General features: G+C 43.5%; 14 protein-coding genes. 11 read left to right on the top strand and 3 right to left on the bottom strand.

Annotated features, from left to right (window positions below; genetic code table 11):
- Nucleotides 1-32 precede the first annotated feature (32 nt).
- The gene (locus MHB41_RS09375; RefSeq protein WP_340900222.1) at nt 33-935 is read right to left on the bottom strand and encodes a LysR family transcriptional regulator; all 903 of its coding nucleotides are present in this window, start codon (nt 933-935) and stop codon (nt 33-35) included.
- 153 nt (nt 936-1,088) lie between these two features.
- On the opposite strand from MHB41_RS09375, the gene gltB reads away from it, so the two are divergent.
- Nucleotides 1,089-5,660: a glutamate synthase large subunit gene (gene gltB, locus MHB41_RS09370; RefSeq protein ID WP_034280680.1), complete on the top strand. Its 4,572-nt coding sequence runs from the start codon at nt 1,089-1,091 to the stop codon at nt 5,658-5,660.
- A gap of 16 nt (nt 5,661-5,676) precedes the next feature.
- The gene (gene gltD, locus MHB41_RS09365) at nt 5,677-7,161 is read left to right on the top strand and encodes a glutamate synthase small subunit (RefSeq protein ID WP_024428371.1); all 1,485 of its coding nucleotides are present in this window, start codon (nt 5,677-5,679) and stop codon (nt 7,159-7,161) included.
- A 60-nt stretch (nt 7,162-7,221) separates the two neighbouring features.
- Here gltD and MHB41_RS09360 read toward each other — a convergent pair whose 3' ends face one another.
- On the bottom strand, nt 7,222-8,424 hold the full coding sequence (locus tag MHB41_RS09360; RefSeq protein ID WP_340900223.1) for a nitrate/nitrite transporter: 1,203 nt from the start codon (nt 8,422-8,424) through the stop codon (nt 7,222-7,224).
- Nucleotides 8,425-8,592: 168 nt separating this feature from the next.
- Between MHB41_RS09360 and MHB41_RS09355 the strand changes: the two genes are divergently transcribed.
- From MHB41_RS09355 to MHB41_RS09315, 9 genes are all read left to right on the top strand, one after another.
- Nucleotides 8,593-10,842, top strand: coding sequence for an FAD-dependent oxidoreductase (locus MHB41_RS09355; protein WP_101676950.1), 2,250 nt, complete (start codon nt 8,593-8,595; stop codon nt 10,840-10,842).
- Nucleotides 10,839-12,998, top strand: coding sequence for a molybdopterin oxidoreductase family protein (locus tag MHB41_RS09350; protein WP_101676951.1), 2,160 nt, complete (start codon nt 10,839-10,841; stop codon nt 12,996-12,998). The genes MHB41_RS09355 and MHB41_RS09350 overlap by 4 nt, the downstream gene beginning before the upstream one ends.
- A 69-nt stretch (nt 12,999-13,067) precedes the next feature.
- Nucleotides 13,068-15,479, top strand: coding sequence for a nitrite reductase large subunit NirB (gene nirB, locus MHB41_RS09345; RefSeq protein ID WP_081124488.1), 2,412 nt, complete (start codon nt 13,068-13,070; stop codon nt 15,477-15,479).
- A gap of 23 nt (nt 15,480-15,502) precedes the next feature.
- Complete coding sequence (gene nirD / locus MHB41_RS09340) at nt 15,503-15,826, top strand: nitrite reductase small subunit NirD (RefSeq protein WP_024422642.1); 324 nt, start codon at nt 15,503-15,505, stop codon at nt 15,824-15,826.
- Nucleotides 15,827-15,892: 66 nt separating this feature from the next.
- A complete protein-coding gene (locus tag MHB41_RS09335) occupies nt 15,893-16,594 on the top strand; it encodes a DUF421 domain-containing protein (RefSeq protein WP_101676952.1) in 702 nt (233 codons plus the stop codon).
- An 88-nt stretch (nt 16,595-16,682) separates the two neighbouring features.
- On the top strand, nt 16,683-17,657 hold the full coding sequence (locus tag MHB41_RS09330) for a pectinesterase family protein (protein WP_034280701.1): 975 nt from the start codon (nt 16,683-16,685) through the stop codon (nt 17,655-17,657).
- A 126-nt stretch (nt 17,658-17,783) separates the two neighbouring features.
- The gene (gene dacB, locus MHB41_RS09325; protein ID WP_034280704.1) at nt 17,784-19,268 is read left to right on the top strand and encodes a D-alanyl-D-alanine carboxypeptidase/D-alanyl-D-alanine-endopeptidase; all 1,485 of its coding nucleotides are present in this window, start codon (nt 17,784-17,786) and stop codon (nt 19,266-19,268) included.
- Between the two features lie 25 nt (nt 19,269-19,293).
- Nucleotides 19,294-20,661 (top strand): MATE family efflux transporter, encoded by a 1,368-nt coding sequence (locus tag MHB41_RS09320; RefSeq protein ID WP_029708164.1) that lies wholly within the window; start codon nt 19,294-19,296, stop codon nt 20,659-20,661.
- Nucleotides 20,662-20,725: 64 nt separating this feature from the next.
- Nucleotides 20,726-21,286 carry a CatB-related O-acetyltransferase gene (locus tag MHB41_RS09315; protein WP_034280709.1) on the top strand — a complete coding sequence of 187 codons (561 nt, stop codon included), beginning with the start codon at nt 20,726-20,728 and terminating at the stop codon, nt 21,284-21,286.
- 21 nt (nt 21,287-21,307) lie between these two features.
- On the opposite strand, the gene MHB41_RS09310 is transcribed toward MHB41_RS09315, so the two are convergent.
- Nucleotides 21,308-23,266 carry a collagen-like protein gene (locus MHB41_RS09310; protein ID WP_342502612.1) on the bottom strand — a complete coding sequence of 653 codons (1,959 nt, stop codon included), beginning with the start codon at nt 23,264-23,266 and terminating at the stop codon, nt 21,308-21,310.
- Between the last annotated feature and the right edge of the window lie 16 nt (nt 23,267-23,282).

The following is a 23,282-nucleotide window of genomic DNA, read 5'->3' as shown; positions in this document are numbered from 1 at the left end:
TTTCTACAAATGAAATGTCTTGTTTTAGTGAATTATTTATATTGTTCAATTTTAGAAAAGAAATCCTTCACAAACACATAAAAATCATGGGCAGAAGGAGACATTTCGCGCGTTTTAGATGCAATAATTCCAACCGTTCTTCTCACTTGAGGGAAATCGATCGGAAGTTTCACTGTAAATCGCGGTGTTGTTTCATAAAAGGCGCTTTCGGGTAATAAGGTAACGCCCATACCTGCAGATACGAGACCTTTAATGGCATCCAAATCTTCTCCTTCAGATGAAATGGTAGGCTCATAGCCTGCCTGCTTGCAAGCATCAACCGCAATTTGTCTCAGCACATACCCTTCAGGAAATAACACGAAATGATCCTTTCTTAAATCACTTAAATGAATACTTCTTTGTCCACTAAAGGGGTGGCTAACCGGTAAAAGGGCATAAATGCTTTCGGAAAACAAAATATTTCCTTCTATTTGAGAATCGTTTGTCGGTACGGGTCCTAAAAAGGCGAGATCGATATCTCGATTTTTGACCGCTTCAATGAGAAATTTATAGGATCCTTGACGAAGTAAGAAATCGACCTCTGGATATTCCTGCTTAAAGGCGGAGATGACAGAAGGGAGTACTTGGCTTGCTAGACTTGTAGGAAAGCCAATATTCACTGTTCCTTTGTGCGGATCTAAGTATTCATCAATTTGCTCTTTCGCATAATCAATGGCTTTGAGTGCAGTTCTGACATGATCTAAAAATTGCCTGCCGATCTTCGTTAATTTGATATTTCGTCCTTCTCGTTCGAATAAGGCCACTCCAAGTTCTTCTTCTAAATTCGCAATCTGCCGGCTGATAGCAGATTGGGCAACATGTAAGTTTTCAGCCGCTTCTGACACGTGTTCACGGTCTGCGACTTCTACAAAATAACGTAACTGACGAAGCTCCATTTTTGCACTTCACACCCATCTATCTCAAAAAGAGATTGTTTTGATCTAAATTATATATTGTTTATATCAATTTGAAAACTTAAAATAAGTTACAGAGTTTGTGAGATTTTATTACTGTGAAAAAACGGATCTTTTAAACGGGGGAGAGAAACGATGACTTATAATCAACTACCACAACCACAAGGTCTCTACCGTCCTGAATTTGAACATGATGCATGTGGAATCGGACTGTACGCCCATTTAAAAGGGGAGGCGACACATAGCATCGTCAAAAAGGGATTACAAATGCTGTGCCAGCTTGATCATCGCGGCGGGCAAGGCAGTGATCCGTATACAGGTGATGGTGCCGGTTTAATGGTACAGCTGCCAGACGCTTTCTTTAGAAAGAACTGCAAAGAATTTGCACTTCCTGAAAAAGGCCGTTACGGGGTAGGAATGGTCTTCTTTTCAAAAGATGATGACGAAAAAACGCGTCAAGCCATCGAACAGAAAATCAACGGGTTCATTAAACAAGAAGGCCAAACATTAATTGGCTGGAGAACGGTTCCTGTCGATCCAGGAAAAATTGGTACTGTCGCAGCGAAGAGCTGTCCGGTTGTGAGACAGGTCTTTATCGGAGCAAACGACAAGATCACAGATCGTTTGTCATTTGAACGAAAATTATATGTCATCCGTAAACAGGCTGAGAACTGGGGAACAAGAGAAGAAAAACAATTTTACTTTGTCAGCCTGTCGAGTCAAACCATCGTATACAAGGGGCTTTTAACATCAGATCAAGTCGATGCTTTTTATCTTGATCTACAGGATGAAACATTTGTTTCTGCATTTTCACTTGTCCATTCAAGATTTAGTACAAATACATTTCCTACATGGGAAAGAGCCCATCCAAACCGTTACTTAATTCACAACGGAGAAATCAACACATTAAGAGGGAACATCAATTGGATGAGAGCAAGAGAACAACAATTCGTATCTGAAGCCTTCGGAGACGATTTAGACAAGATTTTGCCAGTGCTGAATGCAGACGGAAGTGATTCATCCATTTTAGACAATGCCTTTGAATTCTTTGTGCTTGCAGGCCGTACACCTGCTCATACAGCAATGATGCTGATTCCTGAGCCTTGGACGGAAAACACGCACATGTCGAAAGAGAAACGGGCATTTTATGAATACCATAGTTCTCTCATGGAGCCGTGGGATGGACCAACAGCCATTTCCTTTACGGACGGCAAACAAATCGGGGCGATCTTAGACCGAAATGGATTAAGACCGGCAAGATATTATGTCACGAATGATGATCATATCATTTTCTCTTCTGAGGTTGGCGTAATCGACACAAATGAAGAAGATGTTAAGTATAAAGATCGACTTGAGCCTGGTAAAATGCTGCTCATTGATCTAGAAGAAGGACGAATTATTTCTGACGAAGAAGTGAAATCGACCATTGCGAATGAACTGCCTTATCAAAAATGGCTCGATGAAGAAATGGTCCACGTCAATCGCTCGGAAGAAAATTCAGAAAATTCTAGTATAATGGATGATTTATTGACGCGTCAGCGTGCGTTCCATTATACGTATGAAGACATTCAAAAGTATTTAATTCCTTTACTAGAGGAAGGCAAGGACCCAATCGGTTCAATGGGAAGTGACACACCGCTTGCTGTGTTATCAGATCGTGCGCAGTCTCTTTTTCATTATTTTAAGCAGCTGTTTGCACAAGTCACGAACCCGCCGATTGATGCCATTCGTGAGCAGCTCGTGACATCAACCATGACTTGGTTAGGTGCCGAAGGCGATATTTTACATCCAAATGAATATTCATGCCGAAGAATTAAACTTTATACACCGGTCTTAACGAGCGGACAATTTAACGGCTTGAAAACGATTGTTCATAATGCCTTTAAAAGCAAAACAATTCATACACTTTTCACCGATGATTTAAAGCGCGGACTGGATGCGATGTTTGAAGAGGCGGAAAAAGCGATCAGAGAAGGTGTCTCTTTATTAATCCTTTCAGATCGTGAAATGACAGAACAAAAAGTACCGATTCCACCACTTCTTGCGCTAAGTGCACTTCATCAGCATCTTGTGCGTCAAGGCCTGCGGACAAAGGTTAGCTTGATCGTTGAATCTGGAGAGGTGAGAGAGGTTCATCATTTTGCCGCACTGATTGGCTACGGGGCAGATGCGATTCACCCTTACCTTGTCTATGAAACGTATAAACAGCTGATTGCAGACGAAGCAATTTCGATCAGCTTTGATGAAGCTGTTACAAAGTTTGGTAAAAGCGTGACAGAAGGTGTCGTCAAAGTCATGTCCAAAGTGGGGATTTCCACTGTGCAAAGCTATAGAGGCGCGCAAATCTTTGAAGCAGTCGGGATTAGTGAAGACGTCATTCAAGCGTATTTCACAGGAACAGCTTCTCAGCTTGGCGGAATTGATCTTGACACCATTGCTCATGAGGCAAAACTTCGCCATGAAGCAGGGTATCAAGCAGCAACTGACCAGACACTTGAATCAGGCAGTGAATTCCAGTGGAGAAAAAATGGAGAGCACCATGCCTTTAATCCAAAAACGATCCATACGCTCCAGTGGGCATGCCGTAATGAAGATTACGACCTATTTAAACAATATACAAAGGCAGCGGATGAAGAAAGAATCGGCTTCCTCAGAAACTTGTTTGCATTTCAGCCAAAACAAAAACCGGTTCGTCTGGAAGAGGTTGAATCTGCTGAATCCATCGTGCGCCGCTTTAAGACAGGTGCCATGTCATTTGGATCTTTAAGTAAAGAAGCGCATGAGGCACTTGCGATTGCGATGAACCGAATTGGCGGTAAAAGTAACAGCGGAGAAGGCGGAGAAGATCCTGCCCGCTTTACAGTAGATGAACACGGTGATGACCGCAGAAGTGCAATTAAACAAATCGCTTCTGGCCGATTTGGTGTGAAAAGTCATTACTTAGTCAATGCAGATGAACTGCAAATTAAAATGGCGCAAGGAGCAAAACCTGGAGAAGGCGGACAGCTGCCAGGAAATAAAGTGTATCCTTGGGTTGCCGATGTACGTGGTTCTACGCCAGGTGTCGGATTGATTTCACCACCGCCGCATCATGATATTTATTCCATCGAGGATTTGGCACAGCTGATTCATGATTTAAAAAACGCGAACCGTGATGCACGCATCAGTGTCAAGCTTGTATCTAAAGCCGGCGTTGGCACGATTGCAGCAGGTGTAGCAAAAGGAACTGCGGATGTCATTGTCATCAGTGGTTATGACGGCGGTACTGGAGCTTCACCGAAAACGAGTATTAAACACACAGGGCTTCCTTGGGAGCTTGGATTGGCAGAAGCGCATCAAACCCTTGTGTTAAATGGTCTTCGCGAGAGAGTCGTTCTTGAAACAGACGGAAAGTTAATGACTGGCCGCGACGTTGTGATGGCTGCGATTTTAGGAGCAGAAGAGTATGGCTTTGCGACAGCTCCACTTGTCGTGCTGGGCTGCGTGATGATGAGAGCATGTCATTTAGATACTTGCCCAGTCGGTGTAGCCACACAAAATCCAGAGCTCCGCAAAAAATTCATGGGTAACCCCGATCACATTGTGAACTTCATGATGTTTATTGCAGAGGAAGTAAGAGAAATCTTAGCGGAACTCGGCTTTACATCAATGGATGAATTAATCGGACGCACGGACGTCCTAGCGGTCAGTGAACGAGCAAAAGCTCACTGGAAAGCAGGGCAGCTAAACCTTGAAACATTGCTTTATCAGCCAGAAGGAGCGCGGACATTCAGAACACCGCAAAATCATAAAATTGATGAATCTCTGGATATGAATGAAATCCTTCCTTATGTGCAAGAAGCGCTGAATCATCAAACACCGGTTGATCTATCATTGAACATTCGCAATATCAACCGTGTGGCCGGAACCATTACTGGCAGTGAAGTGTCTAAGCGCTACGGGGAAGAGGGCTTGCCAGAGGATACCATCACACTAAGGTTCACTGGTTCAGCTGGACAAAGCTTCGGCGCATTTGTGCCAAAGGGCATGTCTCTCTATTTAACAGGTGATTCAAATGACTATATCGGCAAAGGACTCTCAGGAGGCAAAATTGCTGTTAAAACGTCTGATCATTTTGTACAAAATGGACATGAAAACGTCATTGTAGGGAACGTTGCATTTTACGGCGCAACTAGCGGAAAAGCTTATATTAACGGGCGTGCTGGTGAACGATTTGCTGTTCGTAATTCAGGTGTACATGTGGTTGTTGAAGGAATCGGAGATCACGGCTGTGAATACATGACTGGCGGACGTGTCGTTATTTTAGGAGACGTTGGGAAAAACTTTGGTGCAGGTATGTCTGGCGGTGTGGCTTACATCCATACATCGGATGCAAAACAGTTCAAAAGAATGTGCAATATGGAAATGATCATGTTTGAAAAGCTCACAGATCATGAAGAAGAACAAGAAGTGAAACAAATGATCAAGGAACACCTTGATTATACAAACAGCTCAAAAGCAGCAGCACTTCTTGAAAACTGGGAGCAAGAAAAGGATCAATTCATCAAAGTCATTCCGAGAAATTACAAAATGATGCTTCAAAGCATCGAAGAACAAAAACAAGCGGGCCTCAGTCATGAAGAAGCGGTGATGTATGCCTTTGAAGCAAACACAAAACCGAAAAATCAAGAAACGGCAAACGGGCAAAAAGCAGCCCTCGCTCATTAAGAAAGGGGAGAGGACAATGGGCAAAGCAACAGGTTTTATGGATTATAAAAGAGAAAAGCCAAATGAACGTGACCCTCTCACTCGTCAAAATGACTGGAAAGAATATTCAGCTCCTTATACAGATGACGTATTGAAGAAGCAGGGCGCTAGATGTATGGATTGCGGAACACCGTTTTGTCAAATTGGGATGGAGATCAGGGGCGGCGTGTCTGGCTGCCCGATCTACAATTTAATTCCAGAGTGGAATGATCTTGTCTATCGCGGAAGATGGAAAGAAGCTCTCGAAAGACTTCAAAAAACAAATAATTTCCCTGAGTTTACTGGGAGAGTATGTCCGGCACCTTGTGAAGGGTCATGTACAGTCGCTATCAATGATCCAGCTGTTTCGATTAAAAATATCGAACGTACGATCATTGATAAAGGCTTTGAAAATGGATGGATCACACCAAGAATCCCTTCAAGCCGTACAGGGAAGAAAATTGCCATTGTCGGCTCAGGACCAGCAGGACTTGCAAGTGCTGATCAATTAAACCAAGCAGGGCACGCTGTAACAGTGTTCGAGCGTTCTGACCGTCTTGGCGGACTGCTGACATACGGGATTCCGAATATGAAGCTCGATAAAGAAGTGGTCGAGCGAAGAGTCAAACTTCTAAGACAAGAAGGCATTGACTTTGTGACGAACACAGAAATCGGTGTGGATATTACTGCTGATGAACTGAAAGAGCAGTTTGATGCCGTTATCCTTTGTACAGGTGCACAAAAGCAGCGTGATCTATTGATTGAAGGCCGGGAAGCAAAAGGGATTCACCTTGCGATGGATTATTTAACCCTGGCAACGAAAAGCATGCTTGATTCAGGATTTAAAGACAAAAACTTCATTGATGCAAAAGGAAAAGACGTAATTGTGATTGGCGGAGGAGACACAGGTGCAGACTGCGTTGCAACTGCACTTCGCCAAAAAGCAAAAAGTGTTGTTCAATTCGGGAAGCATCCAAAGCTTCCGGATACACGTGTAGGGGATAACATGTGGCCAGAACAGCCTTATGTCTTCTCGCTGGATTATGCTTATGAAGAAGCACAAGCCAAATTCGGAGAAGATCCGCGTCAATATTCAATTCAAACCACAAAAATTGTGGCAGATAAAAATGGGAAATTAAAAGAGCTTCATACCATTCAAATGGAAAAGGTGAAAAACGAACAAGGGAAGTTTGAATTTCATGAGATTCCAGGAACAGAGAAGGTATGGCCTGCTCAGCTCGTCTTTATTGCAATTGGTTTTGAGGGAACTGAACAGCCGCTTGTGAAACACTTTGGCGTGGACAGCAAAAACAATCGCATTGACGCAAAATATGGGGAATATACAACAAATGTAGAAGGCGTATTTGCAGCGGGAGATGCAAGACGCGGGCAAAGCTTGATTGTCTGGGCAATTAATGAAGGCAGACAAGTGGCACACGAGGTAGACCGTTATTTAATGGGGAGTTCGGTTCTGCCAAAATAGGTCAAACAAAGGGTGTTACAATATAAAGAAAAGCCATGACCAACGTGTGGTCATGGCTTTTTATGATTCAGAAATGGTATGGTTGATCAACACTTTTTTACGTTTAAGCTGCGATACGACTAAACAGAGGAAGACAATCAGAACAAAAAGAGAAATGGTCAAAAAGCCAAACGTATATGAGCCAGTCAATTCTTTTAAACTGCCAAGAATATTAGGTAAAAAGAATCCGCCAATGCCTCCAGCAGCCCCAACAATTCCGGTCACAATCCCAATTTCTTTATGAAATACTTGAGGCACCAGCTGAAAAACAGCGCCATTTCCCATCCCAAGGCACATCATCCCGGCAAATAAAAGCGCAATGACCACAGGTAAAGCTGGAAGACTGCTCACTCCCCCTAAGCAGATGCCGATGATTCCGAATAATCCAAGCAGTACTTTCATTCCACCTATTTTATCGGCAATGAGACCGCCCACAGGACGAAAGAAGCTGCCTGCCGCCACACAAAGGGTCACAAAATCACCAGCATGAATCTTCGAAACCCCATATTGATCCACAAAGAAAATACTGAGGAAACTGGAAAGCCCGACAAACCCTCCGAATGTGATCGCATAAAGCAGACAGAAAAACCATGTCGATTTCACTTGAAATACTGAAAAGTACGACCAAATCGGCTGAGGAGCGGGCTGATTTGGTGCATCTTTTGCAGTGAAAATAAAGAACAAAAAGACAAGACTTAACGGAATCAGAGCGAGCCCCATTACGGCATGCCACCCGTAAATCTCCGCAAGCCTTGGACCAAATAATGTGGAGATCAGTGTTCCACTATTCCCGGCGCCTGCAATCCCCATAGCTACTCCTTGTAAGTGAGGAGGATACCAGCGGCTTGCCATTGGCAGAGCAACAGCAAAACTTGCTCCTGCTACTCCAAGCAAAATCCCAATCAGTACGAGCTCTGAAAGGGTTGTACCAGCGATGAACCCCCAAATGAGCGGAATGGTCGTTAAAAGCATTCCCATCACTGCAGTCTTTTTAGGTCCTATTCGATCGGTGAATAAACCGAGCACAATCCGAAAAAAAGAACCAGATAGAATTGGAATGGCCACAATCATGCCTTTCTCTACGGTTGATAAAGCAAAATCTTGCGCAATAAAAGCACCCAGCGCCCCTAACAAAACCCAGATCATAAAGCTCACATCAAAATATAAAAAGGAACCAAACAATGTCTTAGGATGACCACTTGATTTTAATTCTGAGAGTTTCATAAAACGCCTCCTCTATTGAATTTTCTGACTTAAAGATAGCGAGTTCACTTATGTAATGAAAGTATTATGTGAGAAAAATTGACATGAATAAACACTTTTTTACAAGTGTGTGCCATAATCAATCCATACAAAGTGCTCGAGCCAGAGGCTTAGAAAGGTTGATTTCAGATGACAAAACGCAAACTTGTGTTTATCGGAAACGGCATGGCGAGTATGAAATGTATCGAAGAGATCATTCAAAAGCATCCAGAACATTACGCCATAACAGTCATTGGAAAAGAGAAGCACTCTGCCTACAATCGAATAAAACTTTCGCCCATTTTACAAAAAAGCGAATCATTAGCTCAAATTGAACTAAAGGATAAAGAATGGTACACCGCGCATGACATCACATTGTACAAAGGAGAATCAGTTATACATATTGATACAAATCGAAAATGTGTCATGACAGATGCGCGCCGGGAAATTCCCTATGACAAGCTCGTCATTGCAACGGGTTCATCGCCGAATTTTCTTCCTATTCAGGGTGTGTCCAAAAAAGGGATATACGCTTTTCGGACAATTGATGATTATGAGGCCATTTGTGCGGATGCGGTGCATTATCAACAAGCAGCAGTGATCGGAGGCGGCGTGCTTGGTGTGGAGGTGGCAGCTGGTCTGCAGATTGCGGGGCTGGAAACCACCATCATTCATCATACGGAGCGGCTCATGCAGCGACAATTAGATGAAACAGCCGCCGGATTATTACAGCGACAATTTATACGAAAAGGGATTCAGGTGAAAACAAATGCCCATACCATTGCATGCTTAGGCGGTGAGAGGGTAGAAGGCGTTCTATTGAAAAATGGCGACATCGTGGAGGCTGATCTTGTTGTTTTTACAACAGGTATCCGTCCGAATATACAGCTTGCAGAGAATCATGGCATACACACGAGAAAAGCCATTGTTGTCAATGACGTGATGGAGACAAATATCCCAAATATTTATGCGATTGGAGAATGTGCAGAGCACAAAGGGATGGTGCATGGTCTTGTTCAGCCCATTTATGAACAAGCAAGCGTGCTCGCTAAGCATCTTTTAGGGGAAAAAATCACACATACACCCAAGCCCATTTACTCAACAAAATTAAAAGTACCTGATTTGCCGATTTATTCTGCTGGATGTATTGAACATCATTCTCCGTTTATGTCAGCTGTGACTTATTTAGATGAAGAGCAAGAGGTATATAAAAAATTCGTCTTTGAACGTGAGGCGCTGGCAGGCATTTTATTCGTCGGAGAGCTGGAGCATGCCGATCAGCTTTTGCAAGATGTGAAAGTGGGACGTGATAAAAGTGTGGTCATGAAATCCCTTTATGAAAAGCAAGCATCCCCACTAGATTCATTAAAAATGGAAGATCTCGTCTGCCAATGTCAAACCGTTACAAAAGGGACGATTTTAAAAAGCATTTCGGTTCATCAGCTGACAAACTTAGAAGAGGTGAAAAAACAGACAGGGGCAGCAACCGGGTGCGGCGGGTGTCAAGAGCTCGTCCGTGCTTGCTGCCAGTTATCATCACATGAACAAACGGAATCGCAGGCCTTTTATTGTCCATGTACAGAAGCAGATGAGCAGACCATTTTTTCGTTTATTAAAAAGCAGCAGCCGGTGAATGCTGAAGAAATAAGAAGACATTTTCAATGGAAAACGAATCACGGCTGCGGCATCTGCCGGCCGGCCATTCAATACTATCTCGAGCAATTTCAAGGATCGGTGGAAAAAATCGGCGCTGCTGAGCAGGAAGACATGTTGATTCCTCAATTATATGGAGGCCGGCTTGATTTGGATTTTTTGAAAATCATTACGTCTTTGTTAGAGAACAGGCTGATTGAGCAGGCAGAGCTGACAAAGCATAAACGAATACGGCTTATCGGTGTGTCAAAACAGGCGGCACAAATCGTCAAAAATCATTGGCCAATTATGCCCAATGAGAAAAGAAGACTATCTCATATCCTTTCATGCGACTGCAGTGATCCAGCAGTCACGTCACTTGTGATAGAGCTGGAAAGACAAGTGGAAGATACACTTTTACCAGCTGTCACCTCCATTCATATCACCGGTGCTTCCTGCACGTGTAAACTTGCTCCAATTGATGACATCTGTCTGAAAAAGCAGCTGGGTGAATGGAACATTTATATAGGAGGCCAGCTTTTTTACACCTTGGCTCATTCAAGTGAGCTTATCCCTTTTTTTAAAGCGCTGCTTGAAGAGTATAGGAAAAATGCTTACTTTCAAGAATCCATTGGTGATTGGCTTTCCCGGCAAGGGAACATTTCTATTCGAGAAAAGTTGCTTGATGAGGAAATAAGAGAAGAGCTCTGTGCGCAATTTGACCAAAGCAGACAAGAAAATGTAAGTCATAAGGATGTGAAGGTATGAGTCAATCTTTTTTACAATATGCCCAGCAAAAATCAAAGCAGGAAGAACAAAAGCGAGTGTTCCCAGCCCAATGTCCTTTTTGCAGTATGCAGTGCAAAATGCAATTAATCGAGCAGCATGTGGAAGGGCGAACACGCTACCAAACGATTGGTGTACACAATCCAACTACGCACGGAAGACTTTGTATGAAAGGACAGCATGCCCACCAGCACGCGCTCCATAAAGATCGCCTGAATCACCCGCTGATCAAAAGAAACGGACAGTTTGTAAAAGCGACATGGCAGGAGGCTCTTGAGGAAATCAAAACAAACATAGAATCCCTTCAGCTGTCACATGGCCATGATGTGATCAGTGTGTACGGAAGCGCATCAATTACAAATGAGGAAGCGTACTTACTCGGGAAATTTGCAAGAGTGGCGCTGAAAACAAAATACATCGATTATAACGGGAGACTATGTATGTCTTCGGCAGCAACTGCCGCAAATCAAACATTCGGACTTGACCGTGGCCTGACCTTTCCTCTAAGCGACATCAAGCATGCACGAGTGTTGATATTGGTTGGAACGAATATAGCGGAATGTCAGCCAACCTTCCTGCCCTACATCGAAGAGGCGAAAAACAATGGCGCATTTCTCATCGTCATTGATCCGCGCAAAACTCCGACTGCCCAATTAGCCGATTTACATGTCAGCCTAAAACCAGGGTCAGATGCCGCACTGGCAAACGGCATATTGCACATCATGCTGCATGAGCATTTAATCGATGAATCATTTATTCATCAACGAACGTCAGGTTTCCAAGAACTAAAGGAGCATATCTCACGCATCTCCCTGCCAGACATTGCTGAGCAAACCGGCGTGACGATTGATGTGATGCAGAAAATAGCAAGGAAATTCGCACAAGAAAAGACAGGCATGATTTTTACAGCAAGAGGCATTGAGCAGCAAATAGACGGTACAGCTTCTGTGCGTAATTTCCTGAATATTCTGCTTGTTACTGGGAAGATCGGCCGCTTTGGATGCGGCTATGGCGCAATAACCGGCCAGGGAAATGGCCAGGGAGCAAGGGAGCATGGGCAAAAAGCAGATCAGCTTCCAGGATATCGAGATATCTCAAACCCTGGTCACAGAAAAGAAATGGCTGAACGATGGAACATTGATGAAAAAGAACTCCCAGGAAAGGGTGTGTCTGCTTTTGAGATGTTTGAAAAAATGGAGGCAGGTGAGATCAAAGCGCTCTTTTTAATGTGCTCAAACCCTGTCCAGTCAGGGCCGAACGCGCACTTGATTCAGCAAGCCATCAAGAACTTGTCCTTTTTTGTTGCCGTTGATTTATTTATGTCTGAGACAGCTGCGCTGGCAGATGTAATTTTACCGACTTCGTCATATTTAGAGGATGAAGGTACCGTGACAAACATAGAGGGGCGCGTTACGCTTAGAGAAGCAACATATCCACTTAAACACCAAAGAAAGCACGATTGGCAAATCATTTGTGAAATAGCAGCTGTATTAGGCAAAGGCAGCCATTTTTCCTTTTCATCCGCAGAAGAGATCTTTGAGGAAATAAGAGCCGTTACGAAAGGTGCAAAGGCTGATTATTCAGGCATAACCTATGAAAGGCTGAGGAAGGAACAAGGCATAAGGTGGCCTTGTACTCATTTAGAAGATCCGGGAACTGAAAGATTATTTGAACATGCATTCTCACATTCTGACAGTTTAGCGAAGTTTGCCGTTGTCACACATGGAAAAAAGGCTGCAAAGGAACCCGTCAGTCAAGAATACCCTCTTTATTTAACGACCGGCAGGGTGATGGCTCATTACCAAACAGGCGTTCAAACAAGAAGGAGCACCTCTCTTGTTGCCAGACAGTTTGAAGCATATGCAGAGCTTCACCCTGACACAGCGAAAACGTATGGACTTCAGCACGGGGAGCTCGTGACCATCAAGTCAAAAAGAGGAAGTGTCATCATCAGATGCCGCATATCAGACACCATTCGAAAAGATACCGTATTTGTTCCATTTCACTGGAGCAAACATCAATCAATTAATCAATTAATTGATGACCAACTAGATCCGCACAGTAAAATGCCAGGCTTTAAATATTGTCCTGTACAGCTGTCAGCCTGCGTGAATGAAAAACTATGTGAGAAATTTTAACATGTATTTTCCATCTATGTTTAGATTATGGTACTTTCTAAAAAATGATCACATGAGGGGTGTTTTATCATGAAAGAAAAACTCGTATTAGTGGGGAACGGTATGGCCGGCATTCGAAGCCTTGAAAACATTTTAAAAACAGACAGCGAACGTTTCGACATGACGGTATTTGGGACTGAACCGCATCCTAACTATAACCGAATTCTTTTATCGAAAGTGCTTCAAGGGGATACGAAGGTCGAAGATATTACGTTAAACGATTGGAACTGGTATCATGAGCATGATATTCAGCTGTTTACAAACGAGACTATAGTGAAGATCGATACAGAGAACCAAACAGTCACCAGTGATCAAGGACGGACCGTGCATTATGACCGATTGATTTTAGCAACAGGGTCACTTCCATTCATCCTTCCAATTCCAGGGAGTGATAAAAAAGGCGTGACGGCTTTTCGTACATTGCAAGACACTGAGGAAATGGTCAATGCCTCTACTATGTACAAAAAAGCAGCAGTCATCGGAGGCGGACTCCTTGGGCTTGAAGCAGCACGCGGTCTATTAAACTTAGGCATGGAAGTGAATGTCATCCACCTCAGCTCTCATTTAATGGAACGCCAGCTAGACCCTATTGCAGGCCAGCTTCTTCAAAAAGCATTAGAAGAACAGGGGATGAAATTCCTGTTAGGAAAACAGACAAATGAGATTTTAGGAGATACAAGAGTAGAAGGATTATCATTTTCAGATGGCACTACACTTGAGACAGACCTAGTCGTCATGGCTGCGGGAATTAAACCAAGTAAAATGCTTGCAGAAATAAGCGGGCTTGAAGTGAACCGTGGGATTATCGTCAATGATTTTATGGAAACAAGTGTCCCGGGCATTTATGCCGTCGGAGAATGTGTGGAACACAGGGGACAAACGTACGGATTAGTTGCTCCTTTATACGATCAAGCGACTGTACTTGCCAAGCATGTATGCGGCTTGAACCCTGCTCCATATGAAGGCTCTGTTCTGTCAACACAGCTGAAAGTATCAGGAGTTGATGTATTTTCAGCTGGTGATTTTATTGAAAACGATGAGAAAAAAGCGATTAAGATTTTTGACGAACAAAAAGGCATCTATCAAAAACTCGTCTTCCAGCAAAACCGATTAGTAGGCGCCGTCATGTTTGGAGAAACAAGCGACGGACCTCGTTTATTCTCGTACATTAAAGAAGGAATAGATATGTCGGATATGGAGAAGGTATCTGTCTTAACCTCCAATGATCCGGCGCAAGAAAGCACGATTGACAGCATGGCAAACGACCATATCGTTTGCGGCTGTAATGGCGTGTCAAAAGGGCAGATTGTGGAAGCCATTCAGAAAGAAGGCTTAACAACGTTTCAGGAAGTCAAGCAATGTACAAGTGCCTCACGATCTTGCGGAGGCTGTCAGCCTGTTGTCGAAGAGATTCTTTGGCATACGCTAGGTGAGGATGCAAGCCGGACAGCCCAAAAAGAAACCATCTGCGCCTGCACTACCCTTTCACGAGATGAAGTCATTCATGAAATCAAAGAGAAAGGGCTGCAGCATGTCAAAGAAGTGATGAATGTACTTGACTGGAATACAGAAGAGGGCTGTTCAAAATGCCGCCCTGCACTGAATTATTATTTAGGCATGCTTCATCCACTTGAATACAAAGATGAAAAGAGCTCACGCTTTGTAAATGAACGCATGCACGCCAATATTCAAAACGATGGCACCTATTCAGTTGTTCCGCGAATGTACGGCGGCGTCACCAATGCAAATGACTTGAGAAAAATAGCCGATGTCGTCGACAAATATGAAATACCGCTTGTGAAAATGACTGGCGGTCAGCGTATTGACCTTCTAGGTGTCAAAAAAGAAGATTTACCTAAAGTGTGGGCGGATCTAGATATGCCATCGGGTTATGCATATGGAAAATCTTTAAGAACAGTTAAAACATGTGTTGGAGAACAATTTTGCAGGTTCGGCACGCAGGACTCCATGGCTCTTGGAATTGCACTTGAAAAGAAATTTGAAGGTCTTGCGACACCGCATAAAGTAAAAATGGCCGTCTCTGCTTGTCCGAGAAACTGTGCAGAGTCCGGAATTAAAGACCTCGGTATTGTGGGGATAGATGGAGGGTTTGAATTGTACGCCGGCGGAAATGGCGGCACACACCTGCGGGCTGGAGATTTATTAATGAAGGTCAGTACAGCAGAAGAAGTAGAGCAAATGGCCGCAGCATACCTGCAATATTACAGAGAAACGGCAAATTATTTAGAAAGAACCTCTGCTTGGGTTGAGCGACTTGGGTTAGATCATATTCAATCAGTACTCCTGGATGATGAAAAACGAGCAGCCTTAATCGAAAGAATGGACATTGCGCTTTCAACATATGAAGAGCCTTGGCAGGAGCTTCGCGAGAGTCAAAAAGACACGAGACAATTATTTCAAAAAGCGACGGCTTCCGTATAAATCAATTGAAGGGATGAGATCATATGACAGTTTCAGTTGTTAAAGTTCACATTGGCACCCTATCAGATTTTCCGCTACAGCTAGGTAAAACAGTTGAAGCCGGTACACTTGAATTAGCTGTTTTTCAAACCTCTAATAAGCAGTTCAAAGCCATTGAAAATCGCTGTCCTCATAAAGGCGGCGTTCTGGCTGAAGGCATGGTCAGCGGGAATCACGTTTTCTGCCCAATGCATGATTGGAAAATTGATCTTTCATCAGGAAACGTGCAAGCACCAGATCACGGATGCGTTAAAACATATGAAACATTCGTTGAAGGGGACAATGTCTTTATTTTATTGCCTTCATAAATGGTTTAGATCCTTCCTTTCATGTATATGCTGTATATAAATGCAGCAAGAAAGGAAGGAATTTTTGTGCCGTTCGTTAATATTTTGATTGAACTCTTAATCGGATTTTTCGCTTTATTTTTTATTACAAAATTATTAGGGAAAACACAATTTGCACAAATCACACCGTTTGATTTTATTTCTGCACTAATTTTAGGCGAAATGGTCGGAAACGCCATTTTTGACCCAGAAGTCAGGATTCAGCACATTTTATTTGCTGTTGCGGTATGGGGCGTACTTATTTATACAGTTGAATGGCTTTCACAGCGCTTTAAATCCATTCGCGCTTTTTTAGAAGGAAGACCTACTCTTGTGATTGATAAGGGGAAGATTCACTACAATCGGTTAAAGAAGAATATGCTTGATATCAATCAGCTGCAGACACTGGTTCGCGCAAAAGGCCATTTTGCACTGAATGAAATTGAATATGCCATTTTGGAAACGGACGGTTCTGTCAGTGTTCTTCCGAAAATGAAATACGCGCCAGCCACAGCAGAAGATGTGAACGTGAAGGGAAAAGAAGTGAAATTGCCTAGAACATTTATTATTGACGGCGAAATCTTAAAAGATGATTTACAAGAAGCCGGCTTTGATGAATCCTGGCTGAATAAGCAATTAAAAAAGCAGCATATTTCCTCTTATCGAGACGTTCTATTTTGTGAATGGGTTGAAAATGAAGGGATTTATGCGATGCAATATGAAAAGTCTAAAAAAACATCCACAACATAAAAACGTGGGTGTTTTTTTGTGCGTGTATGGAATAGGATCAAAAAGAATGTTTGATGAAAACGTTCACAAAATGAGGAGGAGATATGTGATGAAATATAGAAACGTATGGATTGTTATGGTCTTGTCTTTCTTTCTTTTTGACTTCGCTTCACTTCAAGCAGCAGAAGCCGGGCATAACCGCGTCCTTGTCGTTGATCAAAAGGGAAGCGGGACATACCGCACCGTTCAGTCTGCCATTGATGCGATTCCAGCAAACAATCAACAACCGGCAACGATCTATATTAAAAATGGCGTATATAAAGAAAAAATTTTGCTTCCGCAAAATAAACCACACGTATCCTTTATTGGCGAAAACCAGCACAAGACGATCCTTACGTATGATGATACAAATGCAAGCACTGGGAGTACAACAAACAGCTCAAGCACAATGATTCGTGCAAACGATTTTTATGCAGAAAATATCACCTTTCAAAATACAGCTGGCAGACATGCTGGTCAGGCAGTTGCGCTGTATGTGTCTGGCGACCGGGCTGTGTTCAAACAAATACGCGTGTTAGGCTATCAAGATACACTTTATGCAACAGGCACAGGGCGGCAATATTATGAAAACTGCTATATTGAGGGCACGGTTGATTTTATTTTTGGATCAGCCACAGCTGTGTTTAAAAGAGCTGAAATAAAAAGCCTTGGAAATGGGTATATTACTGCAGCATCCACAACAGAAGCGCAAAGGTACGGCTATGTATTCATGGACTCTACGCTGAAAAAGGGGACGGCAGCTGCGCAATCGGTTTATTTAGGACGTCCGTGGAGACCTCATTCGGCTGTAACATTCCTTCATACAAAAATGGATGATCATGTGAAAGCAGAGGGATGGCATAACTGGGATAACCGTGACAATGAAAGAACGGCCAGATATAAAGAATTTGGATCGACAGGAGCGGGAAGCAGTCCAGCAAACCGCGTAAAATGGTCAACCATTTTAACCCAAAATGAAGCAAGTCAAATCACGGTTCAGGCTGTTCTTCGCGGAACCGATGGCTGGAATCCAGAAAAGAGGTAAGGGGCTTGTCAGTTTTCGTCAAAGAAAGCTGACTTTTCTGTTTAAAAAACCTTTGAGAACAAACGTTCTTTTGTGTATAATGAACATATTCTTCTAAAATTGGCTGCAACAAAAAGGAGGGATTGCGTGAAGCGTTTTTCACAGCTCATGTTTTTACAAATATGTATCCTGTCGATTTTATTTCTCCCTTTTTCAGCGAAAGATGAACAACTCAAAGCTCGTGACGATTCACTTCAATGGATGACAGCTTTAGACGAATTCATACGAACAGCACCTGATTTAGAGGGCGCGATCTCTGGCATCAGCGTCCGCGATACTTCTGACACCTCTCTTCTTTATGAACATCAAGCCGATATTCGTCTTACTCCTGCTTCTAATATGAAACTGCTCACATCAGCCATCGCACTTGATATACTTGGAGAAACACACACATTCCCTACAGACATCTGGATGGATGGTTCCATTCAAAAGAAAACGCTACATGGCAGCCTTTATCTTCGTGGCACCGGCGATCCGACTTTATTAGAGGAGGATTTTGCAGCACTTGCCAAACAAGTCAAAAAGGCCGGAATACATACCATTCGCGGGCAGCTTGCGGCAGATGACACTTGGTTTGATGACACGAGATACTCCATTGACCTGCCTTGGAGTGATGAGGATCAATATTACGGGGCACAAATTTCTGCTCTCACGGCTTCACCGAATCAAGATTATGATGCAGGGACCGTGATTCTCGAAGTAAAACCAGGAAAAAAAGCAGGACAGAAAGCCGCATATGATATGATCCCAAAGACGGATGTCGCTCAAGTCATCAATCAAGTGAAAACAGTTCCAGAAGGTGAAAAAAAGAAAATCTCTTTTAAGCGCTCTCACGGAACCAACAAGATTACGTTGACTGGGACTATTCCTGTTAAAGCGAGCTCATCTAAACAATGGGTAGCTTTATGGGATCCGTCCGCCTATGCTTTAGACTTAATGAAACGAGCGTTAAAGGCGGAAGGGATTCAAGTAAAGGGACCGCTGAAATCAAAACAAGTTCCTAAAAAAGCCAAAAAAATTGCCTCCCATACATCGATGCCATTATCTGAGCTGCTTGTTCCTATGATGAAATTAAGCAACAATACCCATGCAGAAATTTTGCTAAAGGAACTAGGGAAAAAAGTGAAGAACAAAGGGAGCTTTGAAGCTGGGCTGGACGTCATGAATGAACGGCTTCCTGCGTTTGGCATCGATCCTTCGCTTGCAGTGCTGCGTGACGGATCGGGCATATCACCTATTAACCTTGTCTCTGCTAACCAGTTCACTTTATTTTTGACAAACATTCAAAAGGAAAAATGGTTTAAAACCTATGAACATGCGCTCCCTTTAGCAGGGGCAAGTGAACGAATGGTGGGGGGAACGTTAAGGAACAGATTGAAGGAACCAGCTACACTAGAAAAAGTACGTGCAAAAACAGGGTCGTTAACAACGGTCAGCACACTTTCTGGATATATTGACACGCAGGGCGGGAAAACGCTCGCTTTTTCCATCTTATTAAATCACCTTGTTGATGACGAAAATGGGAAAGAGATAGAAGACCGTATTGTCAGCATACTAGCTGAGAATCTTTAGATTTAGAGAGAGAAGGAGAACCATCATGACGTTAGATAATAATCAATCTTTAGTAAAAACCATGTCCATTTTTCTCATCCCGCTTTTGCTAAGTAATATTTTGCAATCGATCGGACAATTAGTGTCTATTGTTCTTGTCGGAAGATGGATTGGAGAGGATGCAGTAGCTGCCATTTCTGCATTCTTTCCGCTTTTCTTTTTACTCGTTTCTTTTTCCATTGGAATTGGATCGGGAAGCTCGATCCTTATTGGACAAGCGTATGGAGCAAAAAATGAACAGAAATTAAAAGAAATTATTGGCACAACGCTTTCATTCACTTTTTTGATCGGAGTATCTTTAGCGATCATTGGAGGTTTTTTCGCAACAGACATCTTAAACCTTATGGGAACACCCGCCAATATCGTGGAGGAAAGTGCGGGCTATGCTAGAATTCTATTCATCTCAATGCCGATCTTATTTCTTTATTTTGTTTATACGACCTTCTTGCGAGGGACAGGGGATTCGAAAACGCCATTTTATTTCTTAATGATTAGTACGGCAACGAATATTTTGATGCTGCCCATTTTATTATTTGGATGGCTGGGACTGCCAGCGTTCGGCTTATACGGCGCTGCGTATGCTTCTGTGATTTCAACAATTGTGACATTTATCATTCTACACATCTACTTATATAAGACAAAGCACCCGCTTCGCATTGATGCATCGGTGAGAAAGCATTTATTGATGAAAGGAGATCTATTAAAAACGTTATTAAAGCTCAGTATCCCATCAAGCATTAATATGATCCTCATTTCTTTATCAGAAATTGCCGTTATTTCTTTCGTCAACGATTATGGATCACAGGCAACAGCTGCCTATGGTGTTGTCAATCAAGTCGTGAGTTATGTGCAGATGCCGGCAGTGAGCCTTGGCATTGCGGTCTCGATCTTTGCAGCTCAATTCATTGGCGCAGGAAATATGAATCGACTGAAAGATGTCATTAAAATTGGGTTAGGGCTTAACTTCGCCATAGGCGGATGCATCATCATTTTCGTTTATATTTTTGCGCCTCAGATTTTATCGATCTTTTTAACAGATCCTGGGACGATAGACATCGCCTATAGTTTGGTCGTCATTACACTATGGAGCTATCTCATTTTTGGAACGGCCCAAATTGTTGCAGCCACAATGAGAGCAAGCGGGACGGTTCTTTGGCCGACGATCTTTAGTATTTGTTCCATTTGGCTTGTAGAAGTACCAGTCGCTTATGTGCTATCACACTATACATCCCTTGGCATTAAAGGAATATGGATTGGCTACCCTGCAGCTTTCTTTGTAAACTTACTCCTCCAATACAGCTACTATCAGCTCGTATGGAAGAAAAAACAAATTGTAGCGCTTGTTCAATCATAATGTAAAGGTGTAAGACAGCATATACATACGAAGATCTCTCACTTTTAAGGAGGCCGAATCTTCTATGTTTTTGAATCAAAGAAATGAACTGAGCTCGCACAATATCGGTGACTTTTCTTATGCCGGACCAGATTTCCAAGTGCTGACGTGGGGGGAAGGAACGACATTACATATTGGAAAGTTTTGTTCTATCGCAAACGAAGTGAAAATTTTTCTAGGCGGGGAACACCGTACTGATTGGGTCACAACGTATCCGTTTAATCAAATTTTTAAAGAAGCTGCCCATATTAAAGGACATCCCAAATCGAAGGGAGATGTTCATATTGGACATGACGTATGGATTGGATATGGTGCGACGATTATGTCAGGAGTATGTATAGGAAACGGGGCCGTGATCGGGGCAAATAGTGTGATCACAAAAGATGTGCCGCCATATGCAATTGCCGCAGGAAATCCCCAGCAGCTCATGAAATATCGATTTTCATCCGAAATAATCGAAAAACTGCAGTTATTAGAATGGTGGAATTTAGAGTTTTCAATCATCCAATCTATTTTTCATCTTTTGCAATCGTATGATATTGAACAGTGTATAAATGTAATAGAAGACATAAAAAAGAAAGGCTGAAAAAGCCTTTCTTTTTTTAGTTTAGCTAAGACGTATGATGGTCAAGGCTGCTCCAGCAGCACCACCTCCGCCAACTAAAATAGCTGTGACAACCGCCCCAAAAAACTGCAGTGAGATGGTATTACCAGCTGTTAAATTAACAATAACAGTGTTGTTGATTAATGAAGTTGAGATAACAGGTGATTGAACAGAACCAGAAATAGTAGTTGTTCCATTTAAAAGCAAACGTGTATTAATCAAAAGAGCTGTAGTGGTGTTGATTTGATACGTAATATAATATTTACCAGTTTGCAGAACGGTAAAAACAGTACTTGTGCCGTTTGCTGTAAAACCAGTAATGTTTTGAAAGTTTGGCAAAGGAATATTCGTTCCTCCTGCTACAGTAACGATGGTAGGGCCAGAACTATTAGCAGCATAAAGTGCTGTATCTGTAAAACCACCTGTTCCAGTAGCCCCAGTGATACCCGTCACACCAGTAGGACCTGTTGGTCCAGTAATACCAGTGACACCAGTAGGACCGGTAGATCCGGTTGAACCGGTGATACCCGTGGCACCAGTAGGTCCAGTTGATCCAGTGATCCCCGTAGCGCCGGTAGAGCCAGTTGATCCAGTTGATCCAGTGATCCCCGTGGCACCCGTAGGACCTGTTGGTCCAGTAATACCAGTAACACCAGTAGGACCGGTAGATCCGGTTGAACCGGTGATGCCCGTGGCACCGGTAGGTCCAGTTGAACCGGTGATGCCCGTGGCACCGGTAGATCCGGTTGAACCGGTGATGCCCGTGGCACCGGTAGGTCCAGTTGAACCGGTGATGCCCGTGGCACCGGTAGGTCCGGTAGCTCCAGTGATCCCCGTGGTCCCGGTAGGTCCAGTTGAACCGGTGATGCCCGTGGCACCAGTAGGTCCAGTAGAACCAGTGATGCCCGTGGCGCCAGTAGGCCCAGTAGCTCCAGTAATACCAGTGACACCAGTAGGACCGGTAGATCCGGTAATACCGGTGGCACCAGTAGGTCCAGTTGATCCAGTAATCCCTGTCGCACCAGTAGGACCCGTAGCTCCAGTGATGCCCGTGGCACCGGTAGGTCCGGTAGCTCCAGTGATACCCGTTACACCAGTAGGCCCAGTAGCTCCGGTAACCCCTGTCGCACCCGTAGGACCGGTAGCTCCAGTGATACCCGTAGCGCCGGTAGAGCCAGTTGATCCAGTGATGCCCGTGGCACCCGTAGGACCTGTTGGTCCAGTAATACCAGTAACACCAGTAGGACCGGTAGATCCGGTTGAACCGGTGATGCCCGTGGCACCAGTAGGTCCGGTAGGTCCAGTTGAACCGGTGATGCCCGTGGCGCCTGCAGGCCCAGTTTCACCTGGTGCTGCTAAAAGTGTGTAATCTGACGACGTATCTGGCGTACCTGAAGGTGGTGCAGAATCCACAATATACGTACCACCACCATAAGTGACCACCTGACCTACTGTATATGTTGGTGCCATAACAGGATCATAGGCTTCAACACCACTTAATCCAATCCCAGTAGGCCCAGTTGGTCCAGTTTCTCCAGAAGCAGCCAAAAGAGTGTAGTCTGGGGAGAGTCCAGGTATTCCTGATGGAGCGTCAACATTGGCAATGTAAGTACTGCCATCAAACGTGACCACTTGCCCTGCATCGTAATCTTGTGATTGTGAGGGATTAAAAGGAAGGGCGCCGGTTAACCCGCCAGCAGGTCCAGTAGGTCCGGTTGGTCCAGGGGGACCTGCCGGGCCTCTTGGTCCAGCTCTTTGATTTTGTTTTGATTGTTTTATTCCTTTTGCATTGTGGCAAGGTTGATTCCCTTGAGATATATTTTGTTTTGAATATTCTTGTTTAATGAATGGACAGTCTCTTTTTCGAGGACGGTCATGACGTGATCTTTTGTAATGAGGCTGTTCATGGTATTTACCGCAAAAGGGACATTTGTGTTCGAATTGATTGTACAAATTGCCCATCTCCTAGAATTGATAT

Origin of the sequence: Bacillus sp. FSL H7-0578 (assembly GCF_038630855.1) — a bacterium.
GTDB lineage: Bacteria > Bacillota > Bacilli > Bacillales > Bacillaceae > Bacillus > Bacillus safensis.
The sequence above is the reverse complement of the archived record's forward strand: the minus strand, read 5'-3'. Positions and strand labels throughout refer to the sequence as shown.